This window comes from Paraburkholderia sp. UCT31, assembly GCF_014397655.1.
Lineage (GTDB): Bacteria > Pseudomonadota > Gammaproteobacteria > Burkholderiales > Burkholderiaceae > Paraburkholderia > Paraburkholderia tuberum.
The window spans coordinates 48,869-73,628 of record NZ_VZQP01000034.1 but is presented as its reverse complement, the minus strand read 5'-3'; the positions used below and the strand labels follow the sequence as shown (position 1 = coordinate 73,628).

The window sequence follows — 24,760 nt, the reverse complement described above, 5'->3', positions numbered from 1 at the left end:
TGAGTACCCTTAATCTAGGTCAACTCTTCTTGGTTAAGTGATCGCTCAGGTGGTCCTTGAGGGCTACTGTTTGTCGGGCCAGTACGCAACAATCTGAGCCGGCCCCAGAGGAGGCGAGGCTTGAGCAGTTTGTGTTCGTGACCAAATGCGCTGGCGCATCGAGCGCGACTATCGGGACCTGAAACAGGAGTTTGGGCTCGGTCACTACGAGGGGCGTGGCTGGCGTGGCTTTCACCACCACGCCAGACTGAGTACCACTGCATATGGGTTTATGATGGCTCAGCGACTCAGGATAGGATCAGATGAAGGCGATAAAAAAACTTCCTTGAACGCACGCTGCCTGTCCTTCCCCCGGATTACATCCCACGGGGCAGTCGAGCGCGCACAACGCCACGTTCCTGATTTGTTACCACGTTGCGTATTCTGCTTGGACTACGCCTCATACAAAGATGGCACTCTTCCTGTGCGGAAATAGAATACACAACTAATTATATGATGCAGTAAGACTTAAGCCTGATGCGATCGGTTTTTTCGCTTCGTTCGCTCCCGCACAAACAGTCTTTTCGTCGAATTGATTGAACATCTACTGCAGCCGCTTCATCGATGCAGATACCCGGACGTCGGGTGTGGACGTTTGCATTCGTAGCCCATCTGGCTGTCACTGTCAGCTTGAGACCGCTGCCAGATAGAATGTCGGGATGAAGAAGAGCAAATCACCGTACCACGGCTTTCATTTCCCGGCGGCGATCATCAGTTGCGCGGTTCGTTGGTGTTGATATGACTTTGCATGTCAGTCACGACATTGGTTTTCAGGTTGTTGCATCGACGCATGAATTTCCTGAGGGCGGCGCAGCAGTATGTCTCGACGGTGGATCACACTTCTATGAGCGAAACTCTGTCAAGACCGCCTATGCCAGAGGTCGGGTGCACATTCGTCAGTTCGCGCACATCTCGCCGAACAGCATCGCCTGGTGACCGAGGCGTTGGGGCGAAGTGGACCTCCTGAATCTTCCAGTGTTAGCAATCGTGGGGAAGATGGCGTATCGGAGAAGCCGGAAGCATCTACCAGGTGACGAACTAAACGGCTCGCTCCGGACCGAACTCGGCCAGATGTTATCTATGGCCGGAACCTGTCCGTGGCCATCGAACTCAACAACCTGGTAAGGCCGCGTAGCTGCCGGCGTGGTCGCCCGTCGATACGCGGCAGCCCTTTAAGGTGCGAGGCGCCGGCAGCGCCTGCTGCCGTGCCGAAGCCGCTCAAAAATTCCACCTTTACGCGCGGTGACAGCGACCGGATAGCGCGGTTTGAGTTGACCCGGTTCGACGGATAGACTGGCAGTCGAGTCTAATGCGGTGCACGCCCGAACAGGTCACCTCGGTGAGCGTTGACATGTCGCCGGCGTTCATCAAGGGCGTGGGCGAACATCTGCCCAATGCGCGGCTGATATTCGACAAGTTTCACGTCGTCGCCCACGCGTCCAAGGCGCTCGATACGGTCCGCCGCCAGCAGCAGAAAGCCGATTCGGAACTCAAGGGGATGGGCTGGACGCTGCTCAAGGACGTGAACAAACTGAATCTGGCGCAATTGACCGACCTCGAGGCGCTGGTCAGGCAGTACGCCACCAAACGCACCGCCCGCGCCTAGCTGTATCGCGAGCAACTGCGCGAGATTCTCGAGCGCAAGCAAATCCATGTTGTTTCCGCGATGTTGCGGCAGTGGTGCACCAACGTCATGCGCTCGAAAGTCGAGCCGATGAAGGACGTGGCACGTCTGATTTGCCGGCACTTCGATGGCATCGTCGCCTGGACTCAGACCCGCCAGACCAACGGCTTCATCGAGGCCATCAAGGCTTGTTTCAAGCTGCCAAGCGCAAGGTTCGCGGTTACACGCGCTTCACGACGATGCTCACCGTCCTCTTTCTCATCGCCGGCAAGCTCGATTTCTCCAGCTTCAACCCGGATGCCTCGTAAGCCCCGTTACCCACTGCATTTTGAAAAGAGCCAAAATTTCCGAGGATGGCATCGAGGTTCCGCGGGTCGATGAGCAACCTCCGCCCGGGATAAGTGCTTGCGAAAATCGAGCCAAGGGCGGCCTGCTGATCGTCTTCGGACCGTAGCGATAGAGCGAGCTGCCGGGACAATTGACGGCGTCGTACTGACCACTGAGCTGCAACGTCAGCGATCTTCGAACGGCGACGTAGCGAAAAGTGTTTCGTCGACTGACGGCGACAGACCAGTCCTGGTCAGTAACAAACCATCGCACCACACACGTTCGACGCGTCCCCACGCACAGGCAGAAGCAGCGTCCGGGAAGAATCCTCGTCCGTGATAGTTGGCGCTCGTGTTGCAGAGCAACGGAATACCCGTCAGTCTTTCGTATTCGACCAGAAGTTGCGCCACCGGATGCTCGGAAGTTCTTGAAATGGTCTGCAATCGGGCAGATCCGTCGAGATGCACGATGGCAGGGATTTTTTCTCGCCATTCCGCGCACGTCTGATGATCGAACAACATATAGGGATCAGGGCTCCCCGGGCTAAAAATGGTCGGCGCACGATCCTCAAGGCAAATTGGCGCCACGGGACGGAAGTGCTCTCGAAACTTGATGTCGTTGAGATGATCCTTCATTGTGTGCAAAGTCGCGGCGGCCAGAATGCTTCTGCCCCCCAATGCTCGTGGTCCGAGCTCGGCTCGGCCGGCAAGGAAAACGACGGGCTTGCTACTGGCGAGTATGCTGGCGAGTTCTGCAATGGAGCAAGTAGACGCCGTCCATCCGGGCGGTACTTGGCAACCTTTTAAGGCCGGTCCGCTATATACCGACCACTCCAGCGGCACGAAGCCCTTCTCGGCTGCCAGCGCGCAACAAGCGGCGCCAATCGCCGACCCGCTATCGTTGGGAAACGGCGGCACCCAGATTGCGTCGAACAAACCGCTCGCGCGCAGGGCGCTGTTCCATTTGATATTGAGTCCGCATCCGCCAGCGATGCACAAATTTTTCGGGCCCGCAATCGAATGGCGCTGCAGCGCGATACCCATTTCATGAACGAGAAGACGCTCGAGGAATACATGGAACGAGGCGAGTACGTCTTCGGGCGGCTTGGCTTCCAGTCGCAGCGCGCTTGCTTCGAAGAACTCTCCCACAGCCGCTAGTGACGCGTCCGCGCTGTGGATGTTCTCGCGATAAGCTTGCGCACACTCCGTGTCGCCAGCAAAGCGTGCCTGATAAAGCCCGCGAAATACCTCAACGATATCTTCGTCAACGGAGCCCAGCGCGATGTAAGCCATCAGCTTGCCGGCCACACCCAGATCCCACCGGGCGCCGCCCGGCTTCTTATAAGGACCAAAGTGATGACCCGCCGCAGCATAGATGTGACCTATCACGGGGAACAGGCAGTCAACATGGCGGGCGTGGTGGCGTTCTACATGATAGAGGCGTGGGACGATGCCACCATCCCACACCAAACAGAATGCAGGTTGCCCGCTTTGGGCAAAGGGACTGGTGCAGTACGCGGAGGCCACATGGCCTGACACGTGAGGATAGCTTTTATAAGGAAAGGACTGGCCGCCGACAAGCAGTCCGGAGCCGTCGAGCGAAGCGAGAAGATCATCGGCTCGGCGTTCGGCATAAGGGGCCCCTTTCAGGCTGACGGGAATCGACCCACTGAGGACCCGAAACTCCGACTCGACTACTCCGTCCCAGCCGTCGATGACAAACTGATCGATATCGTGCGCATCGAAACCATGCTCGGCCAATGCGATCGCGATCGCGTCGAGGTCGTCGATCGCCTGATACCGCGGATTGTTGTCTAGCTTTTCCTGCTCCACGCAAAAAACCAGTTTTCCATCCTCGACAAGGGCGATCGCTCCGTCGTGCGTCAGTTTGATCCCACAGATGCGCATAATATCTCCCGGCCTAAGGCTGGTAAGTTGGTCCACACGAAGGCGAAGCCGCGTTTCGAAAACAGGCGAGCAGACAGTCTTCATTCGACGACTGACCGACGCACCTCAAGCGATCGATTTCAACCAGCTCTTCTTCCAGGATGGCTATGACCGTCTCGGCTCCGGCAATGTGGCCCCATCGCCGGCAATTGGCGTCACGTGCCGATCCGAAAACCAGCTGTCCAGCGGGCGCAAGCATCCGTGCTAAATTGCGGACAGCCGCGCGCACCTCGGCGCTGCCGTCGAGGTAATAGAGAACCTCCGCCACCACGATCAGATCGAACTGTTGCTCAGTCGAAAAATGCTGGACATCGGAGACGATCCAATTGATGTGTGGTGAGTCCATCATGCGTTCGCGTGTCCTGGCAATTGCGCTTGGCACGATATCGATCACGGTGAGCCGTTGGCAGTGCGGTGCCAATTTTTCCGTGAAGGCTCCGCCTGCGCATCCGACTTCGAGCGCATTTGTGACGGATCCCTGCGAAAGTGCCATCCGAAGCATTTGCCTGTGGCGCTCGTGCTCAAAGGGATTGCTGTCGAGCCGCCATGGATCGTCTGCGTCCAATTCCCGACGCAGCAATTCGAAGTTCGTTTGATGTGTCAATTCCGTCTACCTTTATGGTGCGCCGCTGCAAGTGTCCGGACCTTGGGCCGGGACTGGTGCTCCGTTGAAAGCCGGCGTGTTGGTACAAGAACTGCACGGCGGCCAAACGCTATTGTTTAACGTTCTGGAAAAATAGCTCGCGAGTGCTGTTACCTAGTTTCAGACCTTCAGCAACTCATTGGAGGCGCGTCGTTACCGTGACAACGCCCGTGAGGGATGTAGCCGAACCCGACGCTGTTCCCACAATCCGCGCAGCTCCTTGACGAGGGCTTCACGTCGAGTCTGCTCAGGCGTAATTGAATCGAGAAGATGTCCGAGCACGGCTTCGCCTTCGATCCGCATCAGCAGATCGAACAACTCATGTGAAATACGCACACTGTCATAGTTGGAGCCGCCGGTGCGAATTTCGCACACCGTCTCCTGACGATCCAGCGCTGTGTGAGCGCGGACCCGATAGAGCGATGCATAGGGCGGCAGTGAAACCGCGAGCGCAGTCCAATGTTCCTGCGTTGCGAGCCGCTTTTTGACGAGGAACGGCCCGACCACAAGTCCATCCAGCTCTGTCGTCAGAAATGTGGCAATTGCGTCTGCAACCGAATCTACGATCGGCTCAGCGTTGTTATTAAAGGAAGTATTGAGCAGAATTGGGATTCCTGTCCGCTTTTTGAACGCATTAATAACCTCCCAGTAGGCGGGATTGGTCTTGCGCGATACTGTTTGCAGCCGCGCTGTACCGTCAATGTGCGTGATGGCGCCGAGCAAGGCACGCTTGGAGTCGCGCACGCGAACTACAAAATTCATAAAAGGGAATTCGCGGGTGCCCTCTGGGAGGTCAAAAAATTCGCGCGCATCGTCCTCGAGCACTGATGGCGCGAACGGTCGGTAACCCTCACGCTTTTTGACCATGGCGTTGATCCGGTCCTTGTTTGCCACCGGCCTGGGATCGGCAAGAATGCTGCGGTTGCCAAGCGCGCGTGGCCCGAACTCCGAACGACCCTGCACCCAGCCGATCACGGCGCCATTGGCCATCCAGTCCGCTGCTCTGCCTGCCACGTCATCACTGCGTTCAACGTCGAGGTGTCCGGCCCACGCATTCAATTCTTGCTCCACGACCAGATCGCTCCCCAGATCGGGCCCCCAATAAACCTCCTGCAATCGCTCACGCGGCGCGGGCCGACCGAAGTCGTTTGACATCATAAGGGCAGCGCCTAATGCGCAACCGGCGTCATGCGCTGCGGGCTGCACGAAGATGTCTTCGAAAAGTCCCGAATACAGCAGCTTACCGTTCATGGTGCAGTTATGAGCTACTCCTCCGGCTATACACAGCCGCTTCATACCGGTGACCTCGCGATGATGGCGGAGAATGTGAAACACGATCCGCTCCAGCGCTTCCTGCAATGAAGCACCCACATCTCGATGCTGCTGTGTGAATGGCATTCCCTTTCGCCGGACCTGGATGCTGCGGAGCAACGTCGGACCGATGTGGTCCAGGTGGACGCGGTACTCACCGTTGGCGGACAGTTGATAGAATTGCTCGAAGAGCCCGCGATAGGGAGCGGGATCCCCATAAGGTGCAAGCCCCATGACCTTGTATTCGTCGAACAAGCCGTAACCGAGATACCGGATTGTTTCGAGATAAAACAGCCCTAGAGAATTATGCTCTGAGAAAGTCGCGAGTTGCGTAATTTCGGTTCCAGATCCGAGCGCCAAGAGCCCCGAGAGGAAATCACCGCCGCCATCGACCGCGAGGATCAGACTTTGCTCGAATCCAGACATCGCAAACGCGCTCACGGCATGCGCCAGATGGTGACTCACGAATGAGACTCGCGAAGGATCGACCTCGGTACCGAATTCCCGCATTAGTAAGTTACGCAGAAACAGCTTGGCATCCACCGGAATGGAGATGTTCGGCTGGGACAGGAACAGGCGTTCGAGCATGACGTTGCAATAGGCCTCGGTAGCGTAAAACGCGATGTGGTCGATATCGCTGAGCTGAATCCCTGCGGATGCGAGGCAGTATCGAATTGAACTGCTCGGGAACTTGTTAGAGTGCTTGATCCGGTTGAGGCGCTCCTCTTCGACGGCCGCTATTACGCGTCCGTCCCGGACAAGCACCGCAGCGCCGTCGTGCAGAAATGTGTTCGGCAGTTCGAGTGAATTTTCATGAACTTTGTCTAGCCCGCCGCTCACTCCTAAGCACAGCATGTCTCTCTCCTTCATCGTGGTAGGAAGCCCCTACTGGCAAGACTCGAACCCCTACCACCTAAGTAAGGTAGGGTATCGCTCGCCGCTGCGAACACCGGTCAGACGTCACCAGCCCCAAAGAATCTCGCGTAGGGTCCGTCTGCAAAATGGCGCCGCAATTCATGAAAATTCTGTACCGTTTGGTCCAGGGTCGCGTTTCTTGGCGCTGAAGGATGGCGCGACCAGAAAGCTGAAGCTCTGGAACCTCGAGGAAATCCCCAATCGTTGCCAAACATGCGGCGGGTTCGCGAGGAGGGCTCCCGATGCATGTGATTGATCGACAACTGCTGCAACGTCATTTCCTCGGCTTCGCTCAGTTCCACGACACACTTCATCCACTATCCCGGCACCACGAAGGCGCCAGCAGGTTGCGAAATTGAAACGGATCTACCAGGAACACTATCCTCCATGCCGTACAATTCGTAAAATCGATTGTTTTGATGGAACACATCTACATTATGGATAACTTGAGATCATGCGTTTCAAGGGCCTCGATCTAAATCTCCTCGTCGCGCTCGATGCTCTGATGACCGAGCGTAACCTCACCGCGGCGGCACGCAGCATCAACCTGAGCCAGCCGGCCATGAGCGCGGCCGTCGCCCGGCTACGCGCCTATTTCTGCGATGAACTATTTACGATGAGGGGCCGGGAACTTGTCCCAACACCGCGTGCAGAAGGGCTCGCTGCGCCAATCCGGGAGGCTCTGGTGCACATCCAGCTCTCCGTTATTTCCCGGGACGTCTTCAACCCAGCCAAATCGGATCGCCGCTTCAGGATCATCCTTTCCGATTTCATGACAGTCGTATTTTTTCGAAAGATCGTGGAGCGTATTGCACGGGAAGCTCCCGCCGTCAGCTTCGAGTTGCTGCCACTTGCCGATGACCCCGATGAGGTTCTCCGGCGCGGCGAAGCCGATTTTCTTATCTTGCCGGAATTGTTCATGTCGAGCGCGCACCCTAAAGCGAAGCTGTTCGAGGAGACGCTCGTGTGCGTAGGCTGCCGCAGGAACAAGCAGCTATCAGGGCAGCTCACATTCGAGAGATATATGTCGATGGGGCACGTTGTGGTCAAGTTCGGACGTACGCGGCAGCCCTCCATCGAGGAATGGTTTTTGCTTGAGCACGGTCTCAAGAGACGGGACGAGGTCATCGTGCCGAGCTTTAGCATGATCCCGCCTATGCTATTAAACACTGACCGTATAGGGACGATGCCCTTGAGGCTGGTCAAGTATTTCGAAAAAACGATGCCTCTGCGGATCGTCGAACTTCCGCTGCCACTTCCCGCATTCACCGAGGCCGTCCAATGGTCTGCCCTTCACAACAGTGATCCGGCAAGCAATTGGATGCGGGAGATAATATTGCAGGAGGCGTCACGCATGACTCCTCCGCGTGAGACCACGCGAAGACCAATCCACCCAAGTTAGAAAATGGCATTTTTCAGCAAGGTTTTTGCGGCATGGATTTGTGGGGTTTCGAGGGTTTTGTGGCGATATAACGTATATCGTCACACCACGCCTGATTCAGCACGGTGACGGCAAACGCCTGATCGAGCAGGTTCGGCGCGATCGGCAAGCTGTGTGTCAATCTGGTTGTTGCTTGAATGGCGCCGCGGTGATGGACAACGCTGCAACTGCGCGATCGCTGGGTGCTGAAGATCATCATTAATGAAGTCTATCGCTCACAGTACGCGTGCGGTGTGCCACGGGGACTGTCGCCGGTCGACGCTAGCGGCCGTTATGTGATAGAGGTTTCTCGGACGGTTGTGAGTGATCGCGATGGTTCGGCAGCCTGCCACCACTCCGTGCACCGAACTCACGACTTAACGCCGGACTTCCACGGCCAGCGGGCGCTGGTTTCAACATTTTCTCGGTCCTTCTGGATCTGCTCGCCGTTGAGCCTGGCTTCGCTGGGGGCCGCAACCTGGTTCGTCGAGATTCGGTCGGCGTCGGCTTCAGTCGATGCCGCATGCACCTCCTCGCTAGCCCTCAACAACGGCAGGCCGACGCCAAACCGCGAAACTTCGCCCTTTAACGCGGCGATATCCGCCCGCCATGTCTCCGCGTTACCGACAAGCAGACTGCGCTGGACTGTGGAAGTGAGACGCTTGCGATTCAACTCAGGCGCCAGCTTCACTCCCTACAGGGAACAAATACTTGGTAATTTGTTCCCGAGTATGTTCTATCTCGATGACATCGGTAATCAGCCCATTAATTTTCAACAGTTCGGGGTTTTCAATCTCGTCGGTCAGTTTTCGCATTATTGATCTGGTGGTCTCATCAGATTCAGACATTACTTTCTTCATCGTGTCCGGGCTGAAAACCCCGATGTGGGCCTGCGGATACGCGAGTACTGCCACAGGGTCAAATCCAGGACCACACATGGCGTACACGCCTCCCGTATACGCTTTTCTGGCAACGAGCAGTAACTTTGGTACCTTGCATCGAACATGTGCTCTGAATAATTCCGCTGCAGCCGAAAATATGCCACTATTTTCAGCTTCTTTGCCGATCATAAATCCCGGGATATCGGCAATGAATATGATTGGCATGTTGGTTTTTGCGGCAATATTTATCATTTTTATCATTTTTGAGGCGGATTTCCGATAAATTGCACCTCCATTATGTCGGGGGTTGTTGGCAATAATTGCAGCGAAATTTCCTTTGATGCTCGCGTAGGCGGTCAACACTTCCTCCGCGTATTCGGCGCTTATTTCCGTAAAGCTGCCTTTGTCGATAAAGGAATGCAGCAAATGATGCATATCATAGGGTGCGCGATGATCTGATGGAATTAATTTTTCAAAATCAGCCGCGTCGGGTTCTTCATATTCAAGACCACGGGGTGCCTTGCCTTTGAAACTTCCGTGCAGTAATTTTCTTATGCACTCGAATAAACCTTCTTCATCTTTGAATACCAGCTGAACCGAGCCCGAGCCCTTGCTGTGAACGTCTGTTCCACCTAGCGAATAGAGATCGGACTCCTGGGCCAGCATTGCCTTCACCATATCCGGACGTCCCATACATAGAGCGCCTTTCTCAGTCATCAACACCAGGTCTGCAAGCATCAACGGTAAAGCAAGTGGACCTGAGGTCGGACCGAGTATGGCGGAAATTAGGAAATTCCCTTCTGCAAATTCGGCGAGGGATGCACTGACCCTGCCCATTCCAAATGGGGATAAAAGTAGTCTGGCCATGTCCGGCGAGAGCACTTTCGTGGTGTCGAAACTGCCTGTCCCTCCTGCCTTGTCCTGAATGTAGATTAAGGGGGCGCATTTATCCCGGGCCTGAGTTACTGTGCTGATGATCTGCTCGGCAGTGCGCCACTGTCCGCCTCCCTGAAATTCACAGTCCCCTCCGCGATTCATGACCAGAAACGTTTTTACCGAATTTATGGTCCCTTCGCCGCAGATGAAATGACTTTTTGCGGCAGGTTGACGGTCAACAAAACTATCTGCGTCAAAGAGCACGTTTATTCTTTTCAACGAAATTTGCATTAGCTATCTGCCTCCTGGCAATGCGTATGAATGTTTGCTGTTATCGGTGCCGTGCGTCTGTGCGGTGTTGAATAGCAGCCTCATTTTCAGGAAGCCAAAATGTCTTCTATAGACGTTGCTGCGGCCAGAAGACGGCGGTCCTGACCCCGCGCGGCGTCAATACTCAACCCCACCGGTAATGCATCATCGGGAGCAACTGGAAGGGTGATAGAAGGTATCGCGGCGTTGCTGGCCAGGTCGGTGTTACGTATCACTTCGGCAAACAGTCCCGGCCTGCTGGCATCGCTCAGATGAGGGACGCTACGCGGAACTGTCGGGTACACGAGAAAATCGATGCCTTGAGTGCTGAACAGCGAGTCTATTTGTAGACGTAAGACGCCTATATTCTGGATCGCTGATGAATAATCTGCGGCAGAGATAAGCTGTCCACCAAGATTGGCGTGAATGATGTCGCGGACAATTTTGTCGCGAATGTTATCAAATACGGCATTTATCCTGTTTCCCCATCCTAGGGAAAGCAATGTGCGGGGAAAGTCCGTGAAGAATTCGTAAACCGGAATGGTGAAGGTTCCGGTTCTATTCAGGTCAGCAACAACCGCGTCATCCAGTTCAACGCACTGGAAACCAGCGCGGGTCAATCGCTTGACGGCATGCCAGCAATACTTTCGGACATCATCCTCCAGGTCAGTCCACATGGAGGCCGGAAGGCCTATTCGGCCGCGAGTATTTTTCTGTTTTGTCGGAAGGTGGCTATCGGGGGACAGCAGATCATACAGAAGCAATGCATCTTTCGCCGTCCGCGTCAGAAGGCCCGGCGAATCCTTCGTGCGAGAAACTGGAATGATTCCGGCCGAAGACCAGCGACCACTTGTGGGCCTGAAGCCGGTGATACCACAGAAGGCGGCCGGTATCCTTACGGAGCCGCCGGTGTCCGTTCCGATCGCCATCGGAACGATACCGGCTGCCACGGCAGCGGCACAGCCGCCACTGCTGCCACCAGCCAAATGCCCTGGAGCCGCTGGATTTCCGACCGTTCCCCATTGAGGATTGACCGATGTGATACCAAAGCTGAGTTCATGCATGTTGTTCTTGCCGGCAACGACAGCACCGAGCGATCTCAGCTTTCTGACAACAAGCGCATCGCGCGTGGCTATACAACCTTCCATCCCCGGTGTCCCGGCGGTGACAGGGAGCCCCTTAACACAAATATTGTCCTTTAAGGAAAAGGGAATGCCGTAGAGCGGTGCGCCTTTCAGGGCATCATTCGCTTTAGCGAAATGCGCGTCCGGGTCGCAAGCACGGATGAAGCAGTTGAGCTTTTTCAGATGCGCATCAGCGCTGAGTGCACGCTCCCGAATTTCAGCCGCAGAAAGTGCACCGGTACGTATGCCACCGCAAAGCGATTCCACAGTGTTTTTCGAAAACATAAAATTTCCACGAATAGGAGGTCATCGTGTGCGATATCAGTAACGATAAGCACTGCGGATCTCGTCAAGAGGATTGCCCGGTAAAAGATTTCCTCCTGCGCTGCGTATGACGGCGCAGGCGCTATTCACAGCCGTCTGCACAGCTCCCTCAATCCACCCTCCGGTAAAAGAGCAGCCACATCCTGCCAGATAAAGGCCGGAATCCCATGCGGGATCATTCGCGGTCTTGAACTGAAAGAAGAGACGCTGCGAGTAAACATCTTCGCCCGGATAGTTGAGCTTAAAGGCACCCGAAGAATGCGGATCGGTCAGCCAGTCATGGTGCAGGACGCTACGTTCATAGTCATCATCGGCGGGAACAAGGTGGCGCGCAAGTTCTGGATGGAATGTTGCAAGGTCGTCAACAAAGCACTCACACCGCTGTTTTTTGTCGGGAACACTCAGTAGCTTGTGAGCGTCATCCTCCCAAGTGTAACTAAGCAGAACCACACCCTGACCATCTGGCTTATCGGGTTCGTAATCAAGGCAATATACTCCTCTCGCAAAACTGTCAGACTGGATGGTGACTGGCAGGTCTTTCGTGATCCAGAACTTGTCGCGGGTGAGCATGAACAGCTTTGAGGAACCCGTAAGATGCGTTTCCCTGACGGCTCGTGAAACGTCGCGGCTGAGAAACGTTTCGTCGTCGGTCAGGCAATGAACCATCTGCATTGCCCTGTTGTTGCTAGTGACGATTACTCGGTCGAAAACCAATGCCTCGTCTTCATCAGTTACCAGCTTTATCTTTCCATTTTCTTTGTAGATGCGACCCACGCTATTGAAGCGAACCCGTTCAGCAACGGAGCGCCCTGCGATCTCCGCTTCCGCCAGGCGCTCAGCCAGTGTAGAGATTCCGCAGGAAATCAGGCGTTGATCATCCAGATAGCCGTTAACGACCAAGCGCAGTATTTCGGTGAATCCGGCCTGATAAACAGGTAGGAAACCGCCGGATCCTATTCCCAGAGAGCCAAACAGCTCAAAGTCATAAGGCCTTTCCCAAGGGACGCCTCCGGGGGGGCGAGGACCAGTGAAAATCGCGACAATGGCGGCATAGAAAGAACTGTCACGGAAGACATCGAGCCACGTTTGCCATGCTGCACGCGCTTCCTGAAAGCGATGTGACTTCAACATGACCGTGATTTCTGCCGGCGCTACAAGAGATGTGCCATTGATCACGCACCCATCCTGCAAAAAGGCCCTCCAGCCTTCATGAACGTGCCTGAACAAAGGCGGCGGCGAATCCCCCGCCGGCCAGGTATGGCGAGTGCCGCGATAATGCAATTCGGTATCAACCACTCCTGGATCGGGGAAAGACGCGGTCGTGGAAATGCCGTGTTTGTTCAAATAATGGAAAAGACCGGTTGCACTCGGAGGGACCCGCATTGCGCCCATTTCAGCAATTAGGTGCGGGTAGCGCGGATCAAATACTTGTGACCATATTCTTCCTCCAATGCGATCGCGGGCCTCAAAGACCGTAACGTCGTTTACGCCTGCCCGCATCAGTTCAGTGGCCGCCACAAGACCGCTGATACCGGCCCCTACGATGGCAACGCGCGGAGTTGGGGTGCGTGATGAAAAGGAGCCGATCCCCCCTTCAGACTCGCAGAGCTGGAGGAACGGCGCGTAGTCATACAATAGGTCAACAGTCGGTGATGGACTTTGTGAAGATGCGACATGATTCTTCATGGATTTTCTCCTTTATGGTGATGCATCCACCTGAGGAACGATCATGGCTGGAAATAGCGCAGGGACCTCTTCCGGCGGCGATTATCGGGACGCGGACTGTGCGAGCAAGGCTTCCACGACGTCCAAGCCTATGCAATCGATCGGGTCCAGCCTGCGCAGCTTGGCGATCAGCTTCAGTGCAACGGCGCGCTCACCGCGCCGCACGCTAATGAACGCGAGTGCCTTCAGTGTGAAGAGCCAGAAGCGGCCCGGACCAGGAATGGTGAAGTCGGTGTCGCCCGGCTGTACCGCACACCAGTCGCTGTCGAGCGACGCTTGCCGGGCGGCGACCGCCAAAGCCTTGGCCGCGACCTCCTGCGCCTCGCCAAGTTCACCCCGGTTCGCATGGAACTTATACAGCAGATAGTAGGGTGGCAGGCAGCGCGGGTACGACAGGACCGCAGTCCACAACGCGGCGGCCACATCGTCATTGCTGCCGCCGCGGGTTCTCTCGATCAGCTGTAGCACGGGGGAGGGAACGTTGCCGCCGAAGAGATCGGTCGATTCGATCCCAGTAATGAGATTCATCAATTTGCTCCGATATGGTGAGTGGTGAGGCGTCCGGCCGCTTTTGCGGCGCGCGGAAGCCGATGTGACGATGGATGTGTTTGTCTACGCGAACCTGAACTGGATGCGATGCCCGCCGCGCGGACACGCCCATTCGAGGTTGTGATGGTCCGTGCACAGAATGCGGCAACTACGGGTCAATGTTCAGCTCGGTGCAGTCGGCGGTGAGGCCGGTCAAGAGCGTCGTTGCGACAGATCCGGCGAGATCCCGGGCCATCGAGGTTGCACCGAGCAGCAGAATCTCGGAGCGGTACTTGTTGACCGGGTCGGTCAGCCCCTTCGTGAACGGTTCGTTGCGATAGCCGAGCGACACAGGGTCGTGAATCACATACGCTTTGTCCGCGCCGAAACTGAACGCCTCACTGGCAAACTGCTCAAGCGGCTCGTCGGTACCGCCGAGCACGGCCACAGCGACACGAGTGCCGAGTTTGTCGGCGGGCTTGCGCGCCTCACCGGGCAGCTCCCACGACACGCTATGCACGTGGCCGCGGTCGTGCTCGAGAAAGACCCAGACGCCCTGGTAGGCTTTCAGACGTTCGGGCAGATCGAGGTTACGGCCGGCGGCCCGATTGACCGGCGCGGCCGGCTTCTTTTCCGAGGCAGCGGGCGAGTTCATGGGGCCCTCTTCATCAACAGGTCCGCCTCCAATGTCGGATGGCGAGCGAATATCTTGTGCACGAGTTTCAGCGACACGTCGCGCAGGCTGGACGCTTTGAAGACCTTTTGCTCCGCGGGCGTGGATACAACGAAGTCGTTGTCGGCCTTCTGCAGTAAGCATCGATAGACGGCGAGCACGGCCGTCGCGTTGTTACGCGGCAGTTCTTTCTGTTGCTCGATATACTGAAAGAAGCGCTTGAGGATGTGCAGGCGGCTCACGTTCACCACCTTCTCGTCGAATGTGATGTCGAAGAATTGCAGGAAATCCTCGGCCGACGAAAGGTGACGCAGTTGTTCGATAACTTCTTGCATGTCGTTATTTCTATTGGACAAGTTTGGCCGCCATAACCACACTCACGACACCTTCACCCGCGTGCTGTGGGCTTGGGTCAGGAAGCGGCGCAGATCGCTTGCATTCGGCGCCTGCTTGTGCTGCGTGACGAAAGAGCGGATGCGCGCAAGCAGAAGCGGGATGAGCCGCTCCGACACGCTCACGCCTAGAGCGTCGTAGGCCTCACGCACACTTTGAGATCCAGAATGTTTCCCGAGTATCGTCGACCGGTGCCGGCCGAGCTCTGCTGGATCGAATCCCTCGTAGGTCGTGGGGTGCTTCGCGAGGCCGTCGGTGTGAATGCCCGACTCGTGAGTAAAGATGCTCCTACCGATGATGCTCTTGTTGAAGGAAACTGCGCGGCCTGAGGCTTGTTCGACCAACGACGAAATGTCGGGCAGCGCTCTGGTGTCGACGCCAGTGTCTCGTCGCAGCAGGTGCCGCGCGCCCATCACGACTTCTTCCAGCGCTGCATTGCCGGCGCGCTCACCCAACCCGTTGACGGTGGTGCTCGCATGGGTCGCGCCGGCCCCAAGGGCGGCCAGTGTGTTGGCTGTGGCGAGCCCGAGGTCGTCGTGCGCATGGATTTCGATCTCCAGATCGACGGCGACGCGCAGCGCTGCAATGGCGTAGAAGGTCTTAAAGGGGTCCAGGATACCGACAGTGTCGGCAAAGCGCACGCGCTGGGCCCCGTGCTGCTGCGCGCATTGAGCCACTTCTATGAGAAATGAGGGATCCGCGCGCGAGGCGTCTTCCATGCCGAGGGAAATCTTGGGATGGTTTTTCGCTGCCTCGTCGACGACGCGTGCGATCTGCGCTAGTACCCAACTGCGCGACTGCCGCAGCTTGTGTTGCAAATGAATATCCGAAACGGGAACCGAGAGATGAACGATATCGGCATCGCAGCGCAATGCCGCGGTGAGATCCTCGTCGGTGAGGCGCCCCCAAACCGTCAGGCGGGCGTCGAGGTTCAGGTCGACGATTGCAGCGATGCACGCCATTTCGTCTTCGCCCATGGCAGGAATTCCGATTTCGAGTTCGGCCACGCCGGCTTGCGACAGTGCGGCGGCGATCGCGCATTTTTCCTCGGTGCGAAACGCGACGCCGGCGGTCTGTTCGCCGTCACGAAGTGTCGTGTCATTGATGATCGGATTGAGCATGTCAGGTCTCTTGAGTTGTCGGCGATGGATCGCAAGCGTTGTGCCAAGCGAGCATCTACAGTCGGAGCACAATTTGCGGAATGTTGACCGGCACAATGTCGGGTTATGGCGGTGCATCGTCCGATTGTTCGTGTTGCGAATGTTACGTTCCGGACACTGCGGTTCCGCGCTGGAGGTGGCTCGATCGGTTCCATCCGCTAGTGGACAGAATGTCGGACTGATGTCGGTGGCGTCCCGCAGCGTTTTCGGAATTTCCGGTAGCTCGGCATCCCGATACGCGTCGCCGACAAGCGGGTCTGGCAATGCCAGCTTCTCGTCGATGCCCGCAAGACCTGCCGCGATCAGGGCCGCAAAAGCGAGATACGGATTGAGATCCGCACCGCCAATGCGGCACTCCACGCGGACGGCGTCCGAGCCTTCGCCGTAAAGGCGGAAACCGACCGTCCGATTGTCTTGGCTCCGTGCGACCTTGGTCGGCGGAAACGTACCGATCTGGAATCGCTTGTAGGAGTTGATGTGGGGCGCCAGAAAGAGGGTGATGTCCTTCGAATATTTCTGCAGGCCTCCAAGGTAATGGTGCATCAGATTGAGACGTTTATATGCGGATGCGGTACGAACGCTTTGCCGCGCGGCAACGTTTCACAGGGGAATCTTCCTGTCCGTGCAAAATCTGGCGGTGGGCGAGTGCCGAGCTGCTTGCGGTAGGGCTCAGCAGCTCCCAGTTTTCACGGAGTCGACGGATGCACAAATCGTTAGTCGGTAAGGGATTTCGATCAACCCGGTCAACCAGGTGTCGCTCCGGTTGCTGGCGCTCAACTGACCCATGGCCGCGCCGATCGCTGGATTTTGCATTTTCAATGCAAGCTTCGTGACCTCGTCTGAGCCGATTATCGTGTCCGAGTCGACGTTAAGCACCAAATCTCCTACGAGCGGCGTATCGAGATTCGCAGAACCATCATCAACCACATAGACGCGCAGTTTTCCGGCGTAGTCCTGGTTTGCAATGGACTCCAGGCATGCCGAGAGCGTGCGCGGGTCCTCGTTGAAGCAGGGAACGATGACATCCACGCGCGGCAGAGTGTCGGAGTCGACCAGGCCGTCCGACAGCGATGACACGTTTGTCGACTGAGCATAAAGCGCCTGCGTGCTTTTATAGACAGTCGAGAGCAGCGCATAAAACGGGACAGCGACAGTGCTAGTTGCGGCAAGCATGTTCATAGGGTGTCTGGTTTGTCCGGTTAGGTTGAGGAAGCGATCGGATTGCAAAGCCCCGGTCATGCAATGCTGGAATCATGAGGGAAAGCGCCGTGAGGGTCTGCTCGCGCCGACCAGCGTGAGTGCATCGTCCCAGCTCATCGGGAGGGCATCCGTCGTGCAAGAGCACAATTGCACCCGGCCGGACAGAGGCCAGCACCGCACTGACAATCGCGTCCACGCCGGGACGAGACCAGTCTCGCGGGTCTACCGACCAGTGGAGGGGCGCCAGACCAGCGCTCGCTGACGTAGTGAGCACTGCTTCACTCCACATGCCATACGGGGCACGCATATACCGCAGCGAAGCATGGGGGCTCGCCATCCTGATGACCCGGCTTGCCGTTAGTATTTCCTGTTGCACTTCGGTGGGTTCGCATCTGGACAGGTCCGGATGAGTCATCGTGTGGTTTGCGACCTCGTGCCCTTCTGCGATCATCCGTCGGATCAGCTTCGGCTGGTCCGCTGCGTACGCACCGATGACGCAGAAAGTCGCTGGCACCCGGTGTTCCGCCAGCACATCGAGGACGTCCGGTGTGCAAAGTGGATTAGGGCCGTCGTCAAACGTCAAATAAACGCTGCGACGTCCGGTGGTGTCAGCGCACTCGCTGCGCGCTTCGGATAAGCAGTGCCTCACAGCTCTGGCCCGTTCCGATCAATTATCGTTCCGGTCGGCCAATCGCTCATTGACCGTCCAATCGGTAAGACGACAATGAGCACGTCCTCGATGCGCGTGGGCGGCCTGTCGAGATGCACTTCTCGAAGGGTCGACCTCACGCGAACTCCAGACACAATAGTCGCCAGACCGGGTCGGCCGAGCAGCCTTGCAATATGTTGCCGCAACGCGAGGCGAACCGTGCCGAAGCCGAATGGAACGTCAAGTTCCTGCAACACGGGATACATCACGCGCATTAATTGAGGGATTCCGAGTCCCTCAAGATCCGGACGTACCGCGTACAGTCCTAGTTCGGCCACTAGTAGATCGACTGCGCCAACCTTGATGAAACGACGCAGTGCGCCGACATGAGCCGCTACGCCGCGCGCGTCGTAGCCGATTGCACGGACCTCTGGCCTCGCACCAGCCCAACTGTGATTGCCTTCGAATGGTTTTGCATTAAACGCCCCGGTCGGTCCGTAGGTCTTTCGGAAGAACTCGGACAGTTCGATGTGGTCGGCGAGTCGCAACTCATTTTCCCAAACCAGCCTCCACCGCACCTGAGAGCGCATGGAGAGAGGTCCTCTATCTGTGGACACGGCCAAATTCACGACTGCCTCCTATGCGCCGTCCGGCCTTTGAGGATGGACCTGACACACGCGAAGGACTTGCTGAGAAAGCGGTGCGATTTCAAGAAATCATCTGCACTCTGGAACAGTTCTGGGATGAAGCCCGAAGAAAAGAGTATTTCCGTCAACACTTCACGGACCGATTGAACCTCTTCCACGATGGAGATTACATCGAGTGCGCGTGCCTTTCGCACCGGATCTACCAAAGACTTCCCCCGCATCTTCCGCACGATCTGACCGCGATTGACACGAGGTCCATTTAACCGGGTCGCTGAAGCATTTGGCACCTGCAATCGGCTGCTCCCGATTTGTCGCGAAGCCCAGCCGAAGTCGAGGGTTGCCTCAACTGTACGAAGGTAAGCGGCCGATATAGAAAGGGTTTGGAGAACTATGCGAAGTTTTGCCGGTAGTAAGCGCCTACGCGACCTGCCAGACGCTTGTCGCGTCGTGTCGGCGCGATCCAGCTTGCCCACGCCGCCAAAGACCGTGCCCGCATTGGACATGTGCCTCGGTTGATGCTCGGCGTACCCCTGAGGATTTTTCTCGGCGTCAGGGCAAAGATCGACAACCATCTTGATATGCCCAAAGTCTATTTCTCCGGCCCGACGTTTTGCTACAGTATTCATGAGAGCGTCCACGAGAAATTGACTTGAGATTCGGTGCCGTATCCGTCGAGAAAGTTCAGCGAGTTCGGGATCTGCGATTTCCTTCGTCCAGGTGATGAAGCGTCGCCAGTGGTGCTTCATGTGCCCACCGTTATGGCCGCCCATCGGGCCGGACACGCCGCTGTTGCGCCATGCGTGAGCCAGTCACAGATCGACTGCCCGCTTACGCCGAGTTGCTCGGCGGTGAGCTTGCGCTTGATCCTGTGTCCGAGCGGCGACAGGGCCGCCGCTCGCGTGCGCGAGTCCCGATGCATGTGATTGATCGACAACTGCTGCAACGTCATTTCCTCGGCTTCGCTCAGTTCTACGACACACTTCATCCGCTACCCCGGCACGACGAAGGCGCCAGCAGGTTTGCGAAATTGAAACGGATTTACCAGGAACACTATCCTCCATGCCGTACATTTCGTAAAATCGATTGTTTTGATGGAACGCATCCACACTATGGATAAGTTGGGATCATGCGTTTCAAGGGCCTCGATCTAAATCTGCTCGTCGTGCTCGATGCTCTGATGACCGAGCGTAATCTCACCGCGGCGGCACGTAGCAAGGCCCAACTCAACGTCGTTCGCTACACCGATGACTTTATTGTGACCGGTATGTCGAAAGAAGTGCTCGAATTCGAGGTGCTTCCGGCGCTCAGGCAGTTTATTGCCGCTCAAGGTCTGGAGCGCTCGGAAGAGAAGACCCGGATCACGAACATTGCAGACGGTTTCGATTTCCTTGGCCAGAACGTGCGCAAGTACGACGGCTACTGGCCCAGCGCCTGTGAAGATACTTGGGGTTGCCAAAACAATAGAGGTAGTGAGGATGGCTGGCACCTGGAGCCCGGAGGGGCTTTTTTTTGCACTTGAAACGTTACGCTAACGCAGCCATGACTTACCAAACCAGATTAATCGGACCGATAGGCTCGGATCTGACGATCTGAAAACAGTTTCCCTACGTCCTCGGCCAGTTCAAGACGGACATTTTGTCGCCCGGCACGGAAGCGCTTCTTGTGCCAAATATCCCGCTGCGCCGGGCGGGCACGCCCGAAGCGGTCGCAAAGATAGATCATCTTCGTCCTATGCTCGGATGCGGCGAGTTATCTCACGGGCACCGAGGCAGCAATCAATGATGGACGACACCTGTAATCGGCTGCACCTGGAGTAGACAAATCGCAGTTGATTTGAGCGACATCAATGGAACTCGCGTTCCTAACGGAATCCACGCAGCGAAATCGCAAAAGCAGAAAATAAGTACATCAAGGCACTACAGTTTCACCGTCCTTCCATGAAAGGGCATTATCTTTTGAAGTCAGCCCGTGAAATTGGGCGCTAGATCGAGGATGATATGCAACACAATGCCCGCAAATCCGAACAAGGTGACGGGGAGCACGGTCCCCACAACGGGGACGTCGTCATGCTGCATATCGCTTCCGTACGCGAAAGGCCTGGCTCAAAGTCCGAGACGGACCACGCGGTCCCTATTGTGCAGTGGCACGAGAGCGTGCTTACCGGCATTTTCGAAATATCGAAGGTACTCACCGCCCCCTACCGGCTCGAAGTCACGTTGGCCAACGTCATCGATCTCCTGCAATCGTTTGTTCAGATGCGGCTCGGTATCGTCTCTCTCTTCGACGATGATGGCGTACCGGACATTACCGTTGGCGCGGACTGGAGCGAAGGCAGCGATGAGCACTACCGGATGCGCCTGCCGCAGAAGGCAATTGACCAGATCATGGCGACGGACAGGCCGCTCGTCGCCGAGAACATAGCGGTGCATTCGGGCTTCAGTGCTGCCGACATGGGCGTGCTCGGTGCCTCCGACGACATGCGAGTATCGTTCATTGGCGTCCCTATTCGCATCGACGCGAAAGTCATAGGCACGCTGACCATCGACCGCATCCTGGACTATGGGTCGAACTTCCGGCTCGATTACGACGTGCGGCTGCTTACCATGGTCGCCAACCTGGTGGGGCAGACGGTGAAGCTGCATCGCTTTTTCAAGAGCGACCGCGAGCGATTGATGGCGGGGAAGGACGGGCTGCAAAAGCCATTGTCCGAGCTCAAGCACCCTGCAGGTGAGCGTGAGAAGTTTCAGATCGAGGGGATCATTGGCGACAGCCCGGCGCTGCGCGGGCTGCTCGCGAAGATCGCGGTGGTAGCCGAATCGAACAGCACAGTTCTGTTGCGCGGCGAATCCGGTACCGGGAAGGAGCTGGTCGCCAAGGCCGTTCACGAGCTGTCGCCGCGCGCCAAGCGGCCCTTCATCAAGCTCAATTGCGCGGCGCTCCATGAGACGGTGCTGGAATCCGAATTGTTCGGTCATGAGAAGGGTGCCTTTACCAGCGCCTTCAATTCGCGCAAGGGGCGCTTCGAGCTCGCCGACAAGGGGACGCTGTTTCTGGACGAGATCGGCGAGATCTCGGCCTCGTTCCAGGCAAAGCTGCTGCGCGTCCTGCAGGAGCAAGAATTCGAGCGCGTCGGCAGCAACCAGACCATTAAGGTCGATGTTCGCGTGATTGCCGCCACGAATAAAAACCTGGAAGAGGCGGTGGCAAGCAACGAGTTCCGTGCCGACCTTTATTATCGCCTCTGCGTGGTTCCCTTGCTGTTGCCGCCGTTGCGTGAAAGGCGCAGTGATATTCCGCTCCTCGCCGTTGAGTTTCTCAAGAATTTCAACAGCGAGAACGGCCGTACGCTGACCTTCGATGCGAGCGCGATTGAAGTATTGATGAACTGCGGTTTTCCCGGCAATGTCCGCGAGCTCGAGAATTGCGTGCAGCGGAGCGCGACCCTGGCGCCGGGACCAGCGATCGTGAGAAACGACTTTGCCTGCTGCCACGGCCAGTGCCTGTCCGCGATGCTGTGGAAGAGCCGATCGGACGAAATTGCGCTGCAGCCCGGGCGAATCGTACCAGTGCCCGTGAAGCCGGCTACGCCGCGGGCTGACGCTGTCACGTCGGGCGCAGTTGCGGTCCAGCCTGTCGGCAGCGAGCGGGCTCCGTTAGCGGCTGGCGGCGCAGTCCTCGGAAGTGATGCGAAGATGACCAACCGCGAGCGTCTCATCGCCGCCATGGAAAGATCCGGCTGGGTGCAGGCAAAAGCGGCGCGGCTGCTTGGACTGACGCCGCGCCAGATTGGCTACGCGCTGAGGAAATACGGTGTCGAGATCAAGCGTCTCTGAAAGTACTGTCGGACTTGCGGCGTGTCGGGGCCGCGACATCGCGACTGAGGCGAATGGCTCGGAGAAGTCAAATCTGGATTTGGCGCGGACCTTGGCACGATCACGATCGGAAGCGGCCCCCGTGTCGGTGCTAATTCGGTAAGCGTCGAGAACAGCACGTTCGACCTTAGGGGGCGGCGCACGGTCGACTGCTGCCACGCCGCCGGCTGCCAGAATGTCGCCGGCCAACGATGCGATGGCGGCCTGTTTGGACATCGTGTGTCTCCTCGACGGACCGTTGCAGCAACACTTCCACTACGCCGAAGCCGAGCTGATCCGCCGGATCGAGCTGCCGTAGTTGTGCAATCAACTGTGTGGCGGTTTCGCGTTCGCCGCGCCGCAGGCCGATGAAGGCGAGCGCCTTTAGCGTGAACAGCCAGAAGCGGGCGGGACCGGGCGCGTGGAAGTTCGCGTCGCCGGCTTGTACCATCTGCCAGTTCTCATTCAACCCGGCGGCATGCGCAGCTGCTATTGGTCCCAGATGGGCCGCGCGGCGGCGGCCGGTTCTCGGTGCAAGCAAACACATGTCGTTCTGGTCTGGCAATGACGATGTTCCTCAACCGAACTTGAACAGGATGCCGTGACCACCGCGCGGGTAGTCCCACTCGATATTCTGGTGGTCGGTACAGAGGATGCGGCAACTGCCGCATTCGAGGCAGCCGTCGGTGATCAGCGTCACCGCGCCGTTGCCTTCGGCCTTGTAGCACGAGGCCGGGCAGACGAAGGTGCAACTCTTCGCGCTGCATTCGCTCTGGCAGACGTCGGCATCCTTGATGTGGACGTGCGGCCGTCCTGCATCGACGCGATAACGGTTCTGGAACAGCTTTTCCTCTACGTTGACGGGTAGGGTGTTCATCGGAAGGCCCTCAGGAGTTTGTAGGCGTCACCCACGATGCCGGAAAGCGAACGGGCTGTGCGGAAGTTCGAAAAAATCTCGCGCTCCTTGCTTTTCTTGTCCTTACCGTCGACCGTGATCATCGTGCGCGCGGCGCGCGCCATGAGGTCGGGGTAGGTCGTGAAGAACTGCGGATTCTGGTGCAGCACGGCCGGCATGTCGCGGTACTTGTGCAGGTCTTTCATCACGAAGCTCTGATCGAGCGCGGCCTTGTAGGCCTTGAGCGTGCCGGCGCGGTAGCCGTGGCCCGCGGCTTTCGCGTGGATCACCGTTTCGGCGGCGAGGCGTCCCGTGGTCATCGCAAGATTCGATCCTTCTCGGTGCGCGGCGTTCACGAAACCGCCTGAATCGCCAACGATCATCCAGCCGTTGCCGTAGACCTGCGGGATTGCGTGAAAACCGCCTTCGGGAATCAGATGCGCGCAATACTCCTTCATCTCGCCGCCCGCAATCAGCGGTGCGATCGACGGGTGCTGCTTCATCTTTTCGAGGAGCACGTAGGGGCTCGTGCGGTTGGGGTTTTTCTTGAAGTCGCTCAGCATGCAGCCCACGCCTATGGTGAGCGATTCCTTGTTGGTATAGAGGAAGCCAGTGCCCATCATGCCGTCGGTGATCCTGCCGACCATCTCGATCACGACGCCGTCGTCCTCGCCGACGTTGAAGCGCTGGCGGATCGTCTCCTCTGGCATGAAGAGAATCTCCTTGACGGCGAGCGCAACGTTGCCGGCCCCGATCTCTCCATGAAAGCCCGCCTTGCGCGCGAGCGTCGAATTCACGCCGTCGGCGAGCACCACCACGTCGGCATAGACATCGCCGTGCTCGCGGTCGCACTGCACGCCGACCACCACGTCGCCGTCCATGATCAGTTCCTTCACCGTGGTCTCGCAGAGCAGCAGTGCGCCGGCTTCGCGCACTTTCGATGAAAACCACTTGTCGAACTGCGCGCGGATGATCGTGTAGCGGTTATAGGGCGGCTTGTTGTAATCCTCGCTGCGCACATGTGTACCGACAAACGACGTATCGTCGAGCATCCACATCCGCTGCTCGATGATGTGGCGCTCCAGCGGCGCATCGTCGCGGAAGTCCGGGATGATCTCTTCGAGCGCCTTCGCGTACAGGATCGCACCCTGAACGTTTTTGCTGCCCGGATATTCGCCGCGCTCGATCTGCAGCACTTCCAGACCTGCCTTGGCCATCGTGTAAGCGGCAGCGTTGCCGGACGGACCGGCGCCGACCACAATCACATCGAACTGTGAAGGTTTTCTCATCGTGATTCTCC

General features: G+C 57.3%; 20 protein-coding genes and 6 pseudogenes. 5 read left to right on the top strand and 21 right to left on the bottom strand.

The features are described from left to right. Positions 1–142: 142 nt before the first annotated feature. A pseudogene (locus F6X40_RS26165) lies at positions 143–402 on the top strand (IS701 family transposase); the annotation flags it as partial. Positions 403–1,360: 958 nt separating this feature from the next. Continuing rightward, positions 1,361–1,971: pseudogene (locus F6X40_RS26160) on the top strand (transposase); the annotation flags it as partial. A gap of 204 nt (positions 1,972–2,175) precedes the next feature. Here the strand turns inward: F6X40_RS26160 and nodU are convergent. From nodU to F6X40_RS26145, 3 genes are all read right to left on the bottom strand, one after another. Further along, a complete protein-coding gene (nodU, locus tag F6X40_RS26155; protein ID WP_187629765.1) occupies positions 2,176–3,897 on the bottom strand; it encodes a nodulation protein NodU in 1,722 nt (573 codons plus the stop codon). A gap of 13 nt (positions 3,898–3,910) precedes the next feature. Beyond that, complete coding sequence (nodS, locus tag F6X40_RS26150) at positions 3,911–4,540, bottom strand: nodulation methyltransferase NodS (protein ID WP_184072273.1); 630 nt, start codon at positions 4,538–4,540, stop codon at positions 3,911–3,913. Positions 4,541–4,732: 192 nt separating this feature from the next. After that, positions 4,733–6,745, bottom strand: a complete 2,013-nt coding sequence (locus F6X40_RS26145; protein ID WP_187629764.1) for a carbamoyltransferase — start codon at positions 6,743–6,745, stop codon at positions 4,733–4,735. 514 nt (positions 6,746–7,259) lie between these two features. On the opposite strand from F6X40_RS26145, the gene F6X40_RS26135 reads away from it, so the two are divergent. Further along, a complete protein-coding gene (locus F6X40_RS26135; RefSeq protein WP_187629763.1) occupies positions 7,260–8,207 on the top strand; it encodes a LysR family transcriptional regulator in 948 nt (315 codons plus the stop codon). Positions 8,208–8,265: 58 nt separating this feature from the next. Here the strand turns inward: F6X40_RS26135 and F6X40_RS42590 are convergent. The 15 genes and pseudogenes from F6X40_RS42590 to F6X40_RS26065 all read right to left on the bottom strand — a co-directional run. Continuing rightward, a pseudogene (locus tag F6X40_RS42590) lies at positions 8,266–8,382 on the bottom strand (IS3 family transposase); the annotation flags it as partial. Between the two features lie 213 nt (positions 8,383–8,595). Then, positions 8,596–8,898: a hypothetical protein gene (locus F6X40_RS26125; protein ID WP_184072280.1), complete on the bottom strand. Its 303-nt coding sequence runs from the start codon at positions 8,896–8,898 to the stop codon at positions 8,596–8,598. 1 nt (position 8,899) lies between these two features. After that, a complete protein-coding gene (locus F6X40_RS26120) occupies positions 8,900–10,273 on the bottom strand; it encodes a carboxyl transferase domain-containing protein (RefSeq protein ID WP_187629761.1) in 1,374 nt (457 codons plus the stop codon). A gap of 86 nt (positions 10,274–10,359) precedes the next feature. Next, complete coding sequence (locus F6X40_RS26115; RefSeq protein WP_187629760.1) at positions 10,360–11,700, bottom strand: amidase family protein; 1,341 nt, start codon at positions 11,698–11,700, stop codon at positions 10,360–10,362. A gap of 36 nt (positions 11,701–11,736) precedes the next feature. Further along, on the bottom strand, positions 11,737–13,425 hold the full coding sequence (locus F6X40_RS26110) for an NAD(P)/FAD-dependent oxidoreductase (protein WP_187629759.1): 1,689 nt from the start codon (positions 13,423–13,425) through the stop codon (positions 11,737–11,739). A gap of 81 nt (positions 13,426–13,506) precedes the next feature. Beyond that, complete coding sequence (locus F6X40_RS26105; RefSeq protein ID WP_187629758.1) at positions 13,507–13,992, bottom strand: hypothetical protein; 486 nt, start codon at positions 13,990–13,992, stop codon at positions 13,507–13,509. A 172-nt stretch (positions 13,993–14,164) separates the two neighbouring features. Further along, a pseudogene (locus tag F6X40_RS26100) lies at positions 14,165–14,647 on the bottom strand (electron transfer flavoprotein subunit alpha/FixB family protein); the annotation flags it as partial. Next, on the bottom strand, positions 14,644–15,000 hold the full coding sequence (gene nifW, locus F6X40_RS26095; RefSeq protein ID WP_260336620.1) for a nitrogenase-stabilizing/protective protein NifW: 357 nt from the start codon (positions 14,998–15,000) through the stop codon (positions 14,644–14,646). The gene nifW and the pseudogene F6X40_RS26100, both read right to left, overlap by 4 nt. 42 nt (positions 15,001–15,042) lie before the next feature. Further along, positions 15,043–16,179 (bottom strand): homocitrate synthase, encoded by a 1,137-nt coding sequence (gene nifV, locus F6X40_RS26090; protein WP_222946166.1) that lies wholly within the window; start codon positions 16,177–16,179, stop codon positions 15,043–15,045. A 234-nt stretch (positions 16,180–16,413) separates the two neighbouring features. After that, positions 16,414–16,761 (bottom strand): annotated as a pseudogene (locus F6X40_RS41910) (glutamine synthetase); the annotation flags it as partial. Positions 16,762–16,887: 126 nt separating this feature from the next. Continuing rightward, complete coding sequence (locus tag F6X40_RS26085; protein ID WP_187629756.1) at positions 16,888–17,397, bottom strand: glycosyltransferase; 510 nt, start codon at positions 17,395–17,397, stop codon at positions 16,888–16,890. After that, positions 17,375–18,067 (bottom strand): chitooligosaccharide deacetylase NodB, encoded by a 693-nt coding sequence (gene nodB / locus F6X40_RS26080; RefSeq protein ID WP_184072291.1) that lies wholly within the window; start codon positions 18,065–18,067, stop codon positions 17,375–17,377. The genes F6X40_RS26085 and nodB overlap by 23 nt, the downstream gene beginning before the upstream one ends. Next, positions 18,064–18,657 (bottom strand): NodA family N-acyltransferase, encoded by a 594-nt coding sequence (locus F6X40_RS26075; RefSeq protein ID WP_187629755.1) that lies wholly within the window; start codon positions 18,655–18,657, stop codon positions 18,064–18,066. Before F6X40_RS26075 ends, nodB begins: the two co-directional genes overlap by 4 nt. 35 nt (positions 18,658–18,692) lie before the next feature. Then, a complete protein-coding gene (locus F6X40_RS26070; protein WP_187629754.1) occupies positions 18,693–19,460 on the bottom strand; it encodes a hypothetical protein in 768 nt (255 codons plus the stop codon). Further along, positions 19,457–19,699: a hypothetical protein gene (locus tag F6X40_RS26065; protein WP_184010439.1), complete on the bottom strand. Its 243-nt coding sequence runs from the start codon at positions 19,697–19,699 to the stop codon at positions 19,457–19,459. The genes F6X40_RS26070 and F6X40_RS26065 overlap by 4 nt, the downstream gene beginning before the upstream one ends. A gap of 231 nt (positions 19,700–19,930) precedes the next feature. Between F6X40_RS26065 and F6X40_RS41900 the strand changes: the two are divergent. Then, positions 19,931–20,233 (top strand): annotated as a pseudogene (locus F6X40_RS41900) (reverse transcriptase domain-containing protein); the annotation flags it as partial. Positions 20,234–20,711: 478 nt separating this feature from the next. Beyond that, a complete protein-coding gene (gene nifA, locus F6X40_RS26055) occupies positions 20,712–22,547 on the top strand; it encodes a nif-specific transcriptional activator NifA (protein WP_187629753.1) in 1,836 nt (611 codons plus the stop codon). Between the two features lie 166 nt (positions 22,548–22,713). Here nifA and F6X40_RS43595 read toward each other — a convergent pair whose 3' ends face one another. The 3 genes from F6X40_RS43595 to F6X40_RS26040 are packed head-to-tail and all read right to left on the bottom strand — an operon-like array spanning position 22,714 to position 24,749. Then, positions 22,714–23,130, bottom strand: coding sequence for a hypothetical protein (locus F6X40_RS43595; RefSeq protein WP_410452546.1), 417 nt, complete (start codon positions 23,128–23,130; stop codon positions 22,714–22,716). A gap of 12 nt (positions 23,131–23,142) precedes the next feature. Beyond that, the gene (locus F6X40_RS26045) at positions 23,143–23,442 is read right to left on the bottom strand and encodes a ferredoxin family protein (protein WP_187629752.1); all 300 of its coding nucleotides are present in this window, start codon (positions 23,440–23,442) and stop codon (positions 23,143–23,145) included. Continuing rightward, positions 23,439–24,749, bottom strand: a complete 1,311-nt coding sequence (locus tag F6X40_RS26040) for an FAD-dependent oxidoreductase (protein ID WP_187629751.1) — start codon at positions 24,747–24,749, stop codon at positions 23,439–23,441. Before F6X40_RS26040 ends, F6X40_RS26045 begins: the two co-directional genes overlap by 4 nt. Positions 24,750–24,760: the final 11 nt, after the last annotated feature.

Coding starts and splice junctions, on each gene's coding strand:
- nodU (WP_187629765.1), bottom strand. CDS start 3,897: ATGCGCATCTGTGGGATCAAACTGACGCACGACGGAGCGATCGCCCTT.
- F6X40_RS26145 (WP_187629764.1), bottom strand. CDS start 6,745: ATGCTGTGCTTAGGAGTGAGCGGCGGGCTAGACAAAGTTCATGAAAAT.
- F6X40_RS26135 (WP_187629763.1), top strand. CDS start 7,260: ATGCGTTTCAAGGGCCTCGATCTAAATCTCCTCGTCGCGCTCGATGCT.
- F6X40_RS26120 (WP_187629761.1), bottom strand. CDS start 10,273: ATGCAAATTTCGTTGAAAAGAATAAACGTGCTCTTTGACGCAGATAGT.
- F6X40_RS26115 (WP_187629760.1), bottom strand. CDS start 11,700: ATGTTTTCGAAAAACACTGTGGAATCGCTTTGCGGTGGCATACGTACC.
- F6X40_RS26110 (WP_187629759.1), bottom strand. CDS start 13,425: ATGAAGAATCATGTCGCATCTTCACAAAGTCCATCACCGACTGTTGAC.
- F6X40_RS26105 (WP_187629758.1), bottom strand. CDS start 13,992: ATGAATCTCATTACTGGGATCGAATCGACCGATCTCTTCGGCGGCAAC.
- nifW (WP_260336620.1), bottom strand. CDS start 15,000: ATGCAAGAAGTTATCGAACAACTGCGTCACCTTTCGTCGGCCGAGGAT.
- nifV (WP_222946166.1), bottom strand. CDS start 16,179: ATGCTCAATCCGATCATCAATGACACGACACTTCGTGACGGCGAACAG.
- F6X40_RS26085 (WP_187629756.1), bottom strand. CDS start 17,397: ATGAACATGCTTGCCGCAACTAGCACTGTCGCTGTCCCGTTTTATGCG.
- F6X40_RS26075 (WP_187629755.1), bottom strand. CDS start 18,657: ATGCGCTCTCAGGTGCGGTGGAGGCTGGTTTGGGAAAATGAGTTGCGA.
- F6X40_RS26070 (WP_187629754.1), bottom strand. CDS start 19,460: ATGAAGCACCACTGGCGACGCTTCATCACCTGGACGAAGGAAATCGCA.
- F6X40_RS26065 (WP_184010439.1), bottom strand. CDS start 19,699: ATGAAGTGTGTCGTAGAACTGAGCGAAGCCGAGGAAATGACGTTGCAG.
- nifA (WP_187629753.1), top strand. CDS start 20,712: ATGCAACACAATGCCCGCAAATCCGAACAAGGTGACGGGGAGCACGGT.
- F6X40_RS26045 (WP_187629752.1), bottom strand. CDS start 23,442: ATGAACACCCTACCCGTCAACGTAGAGGAAAAGCTGTTCCAGAACCGT.
- F6X40_RS26040 (WP_187629751.1), bottom strand. CDS start 24,749: ATGAGAAAACCTTCACAGTTCGATGTGATTGTGGTCGGCGCCGGTCCG.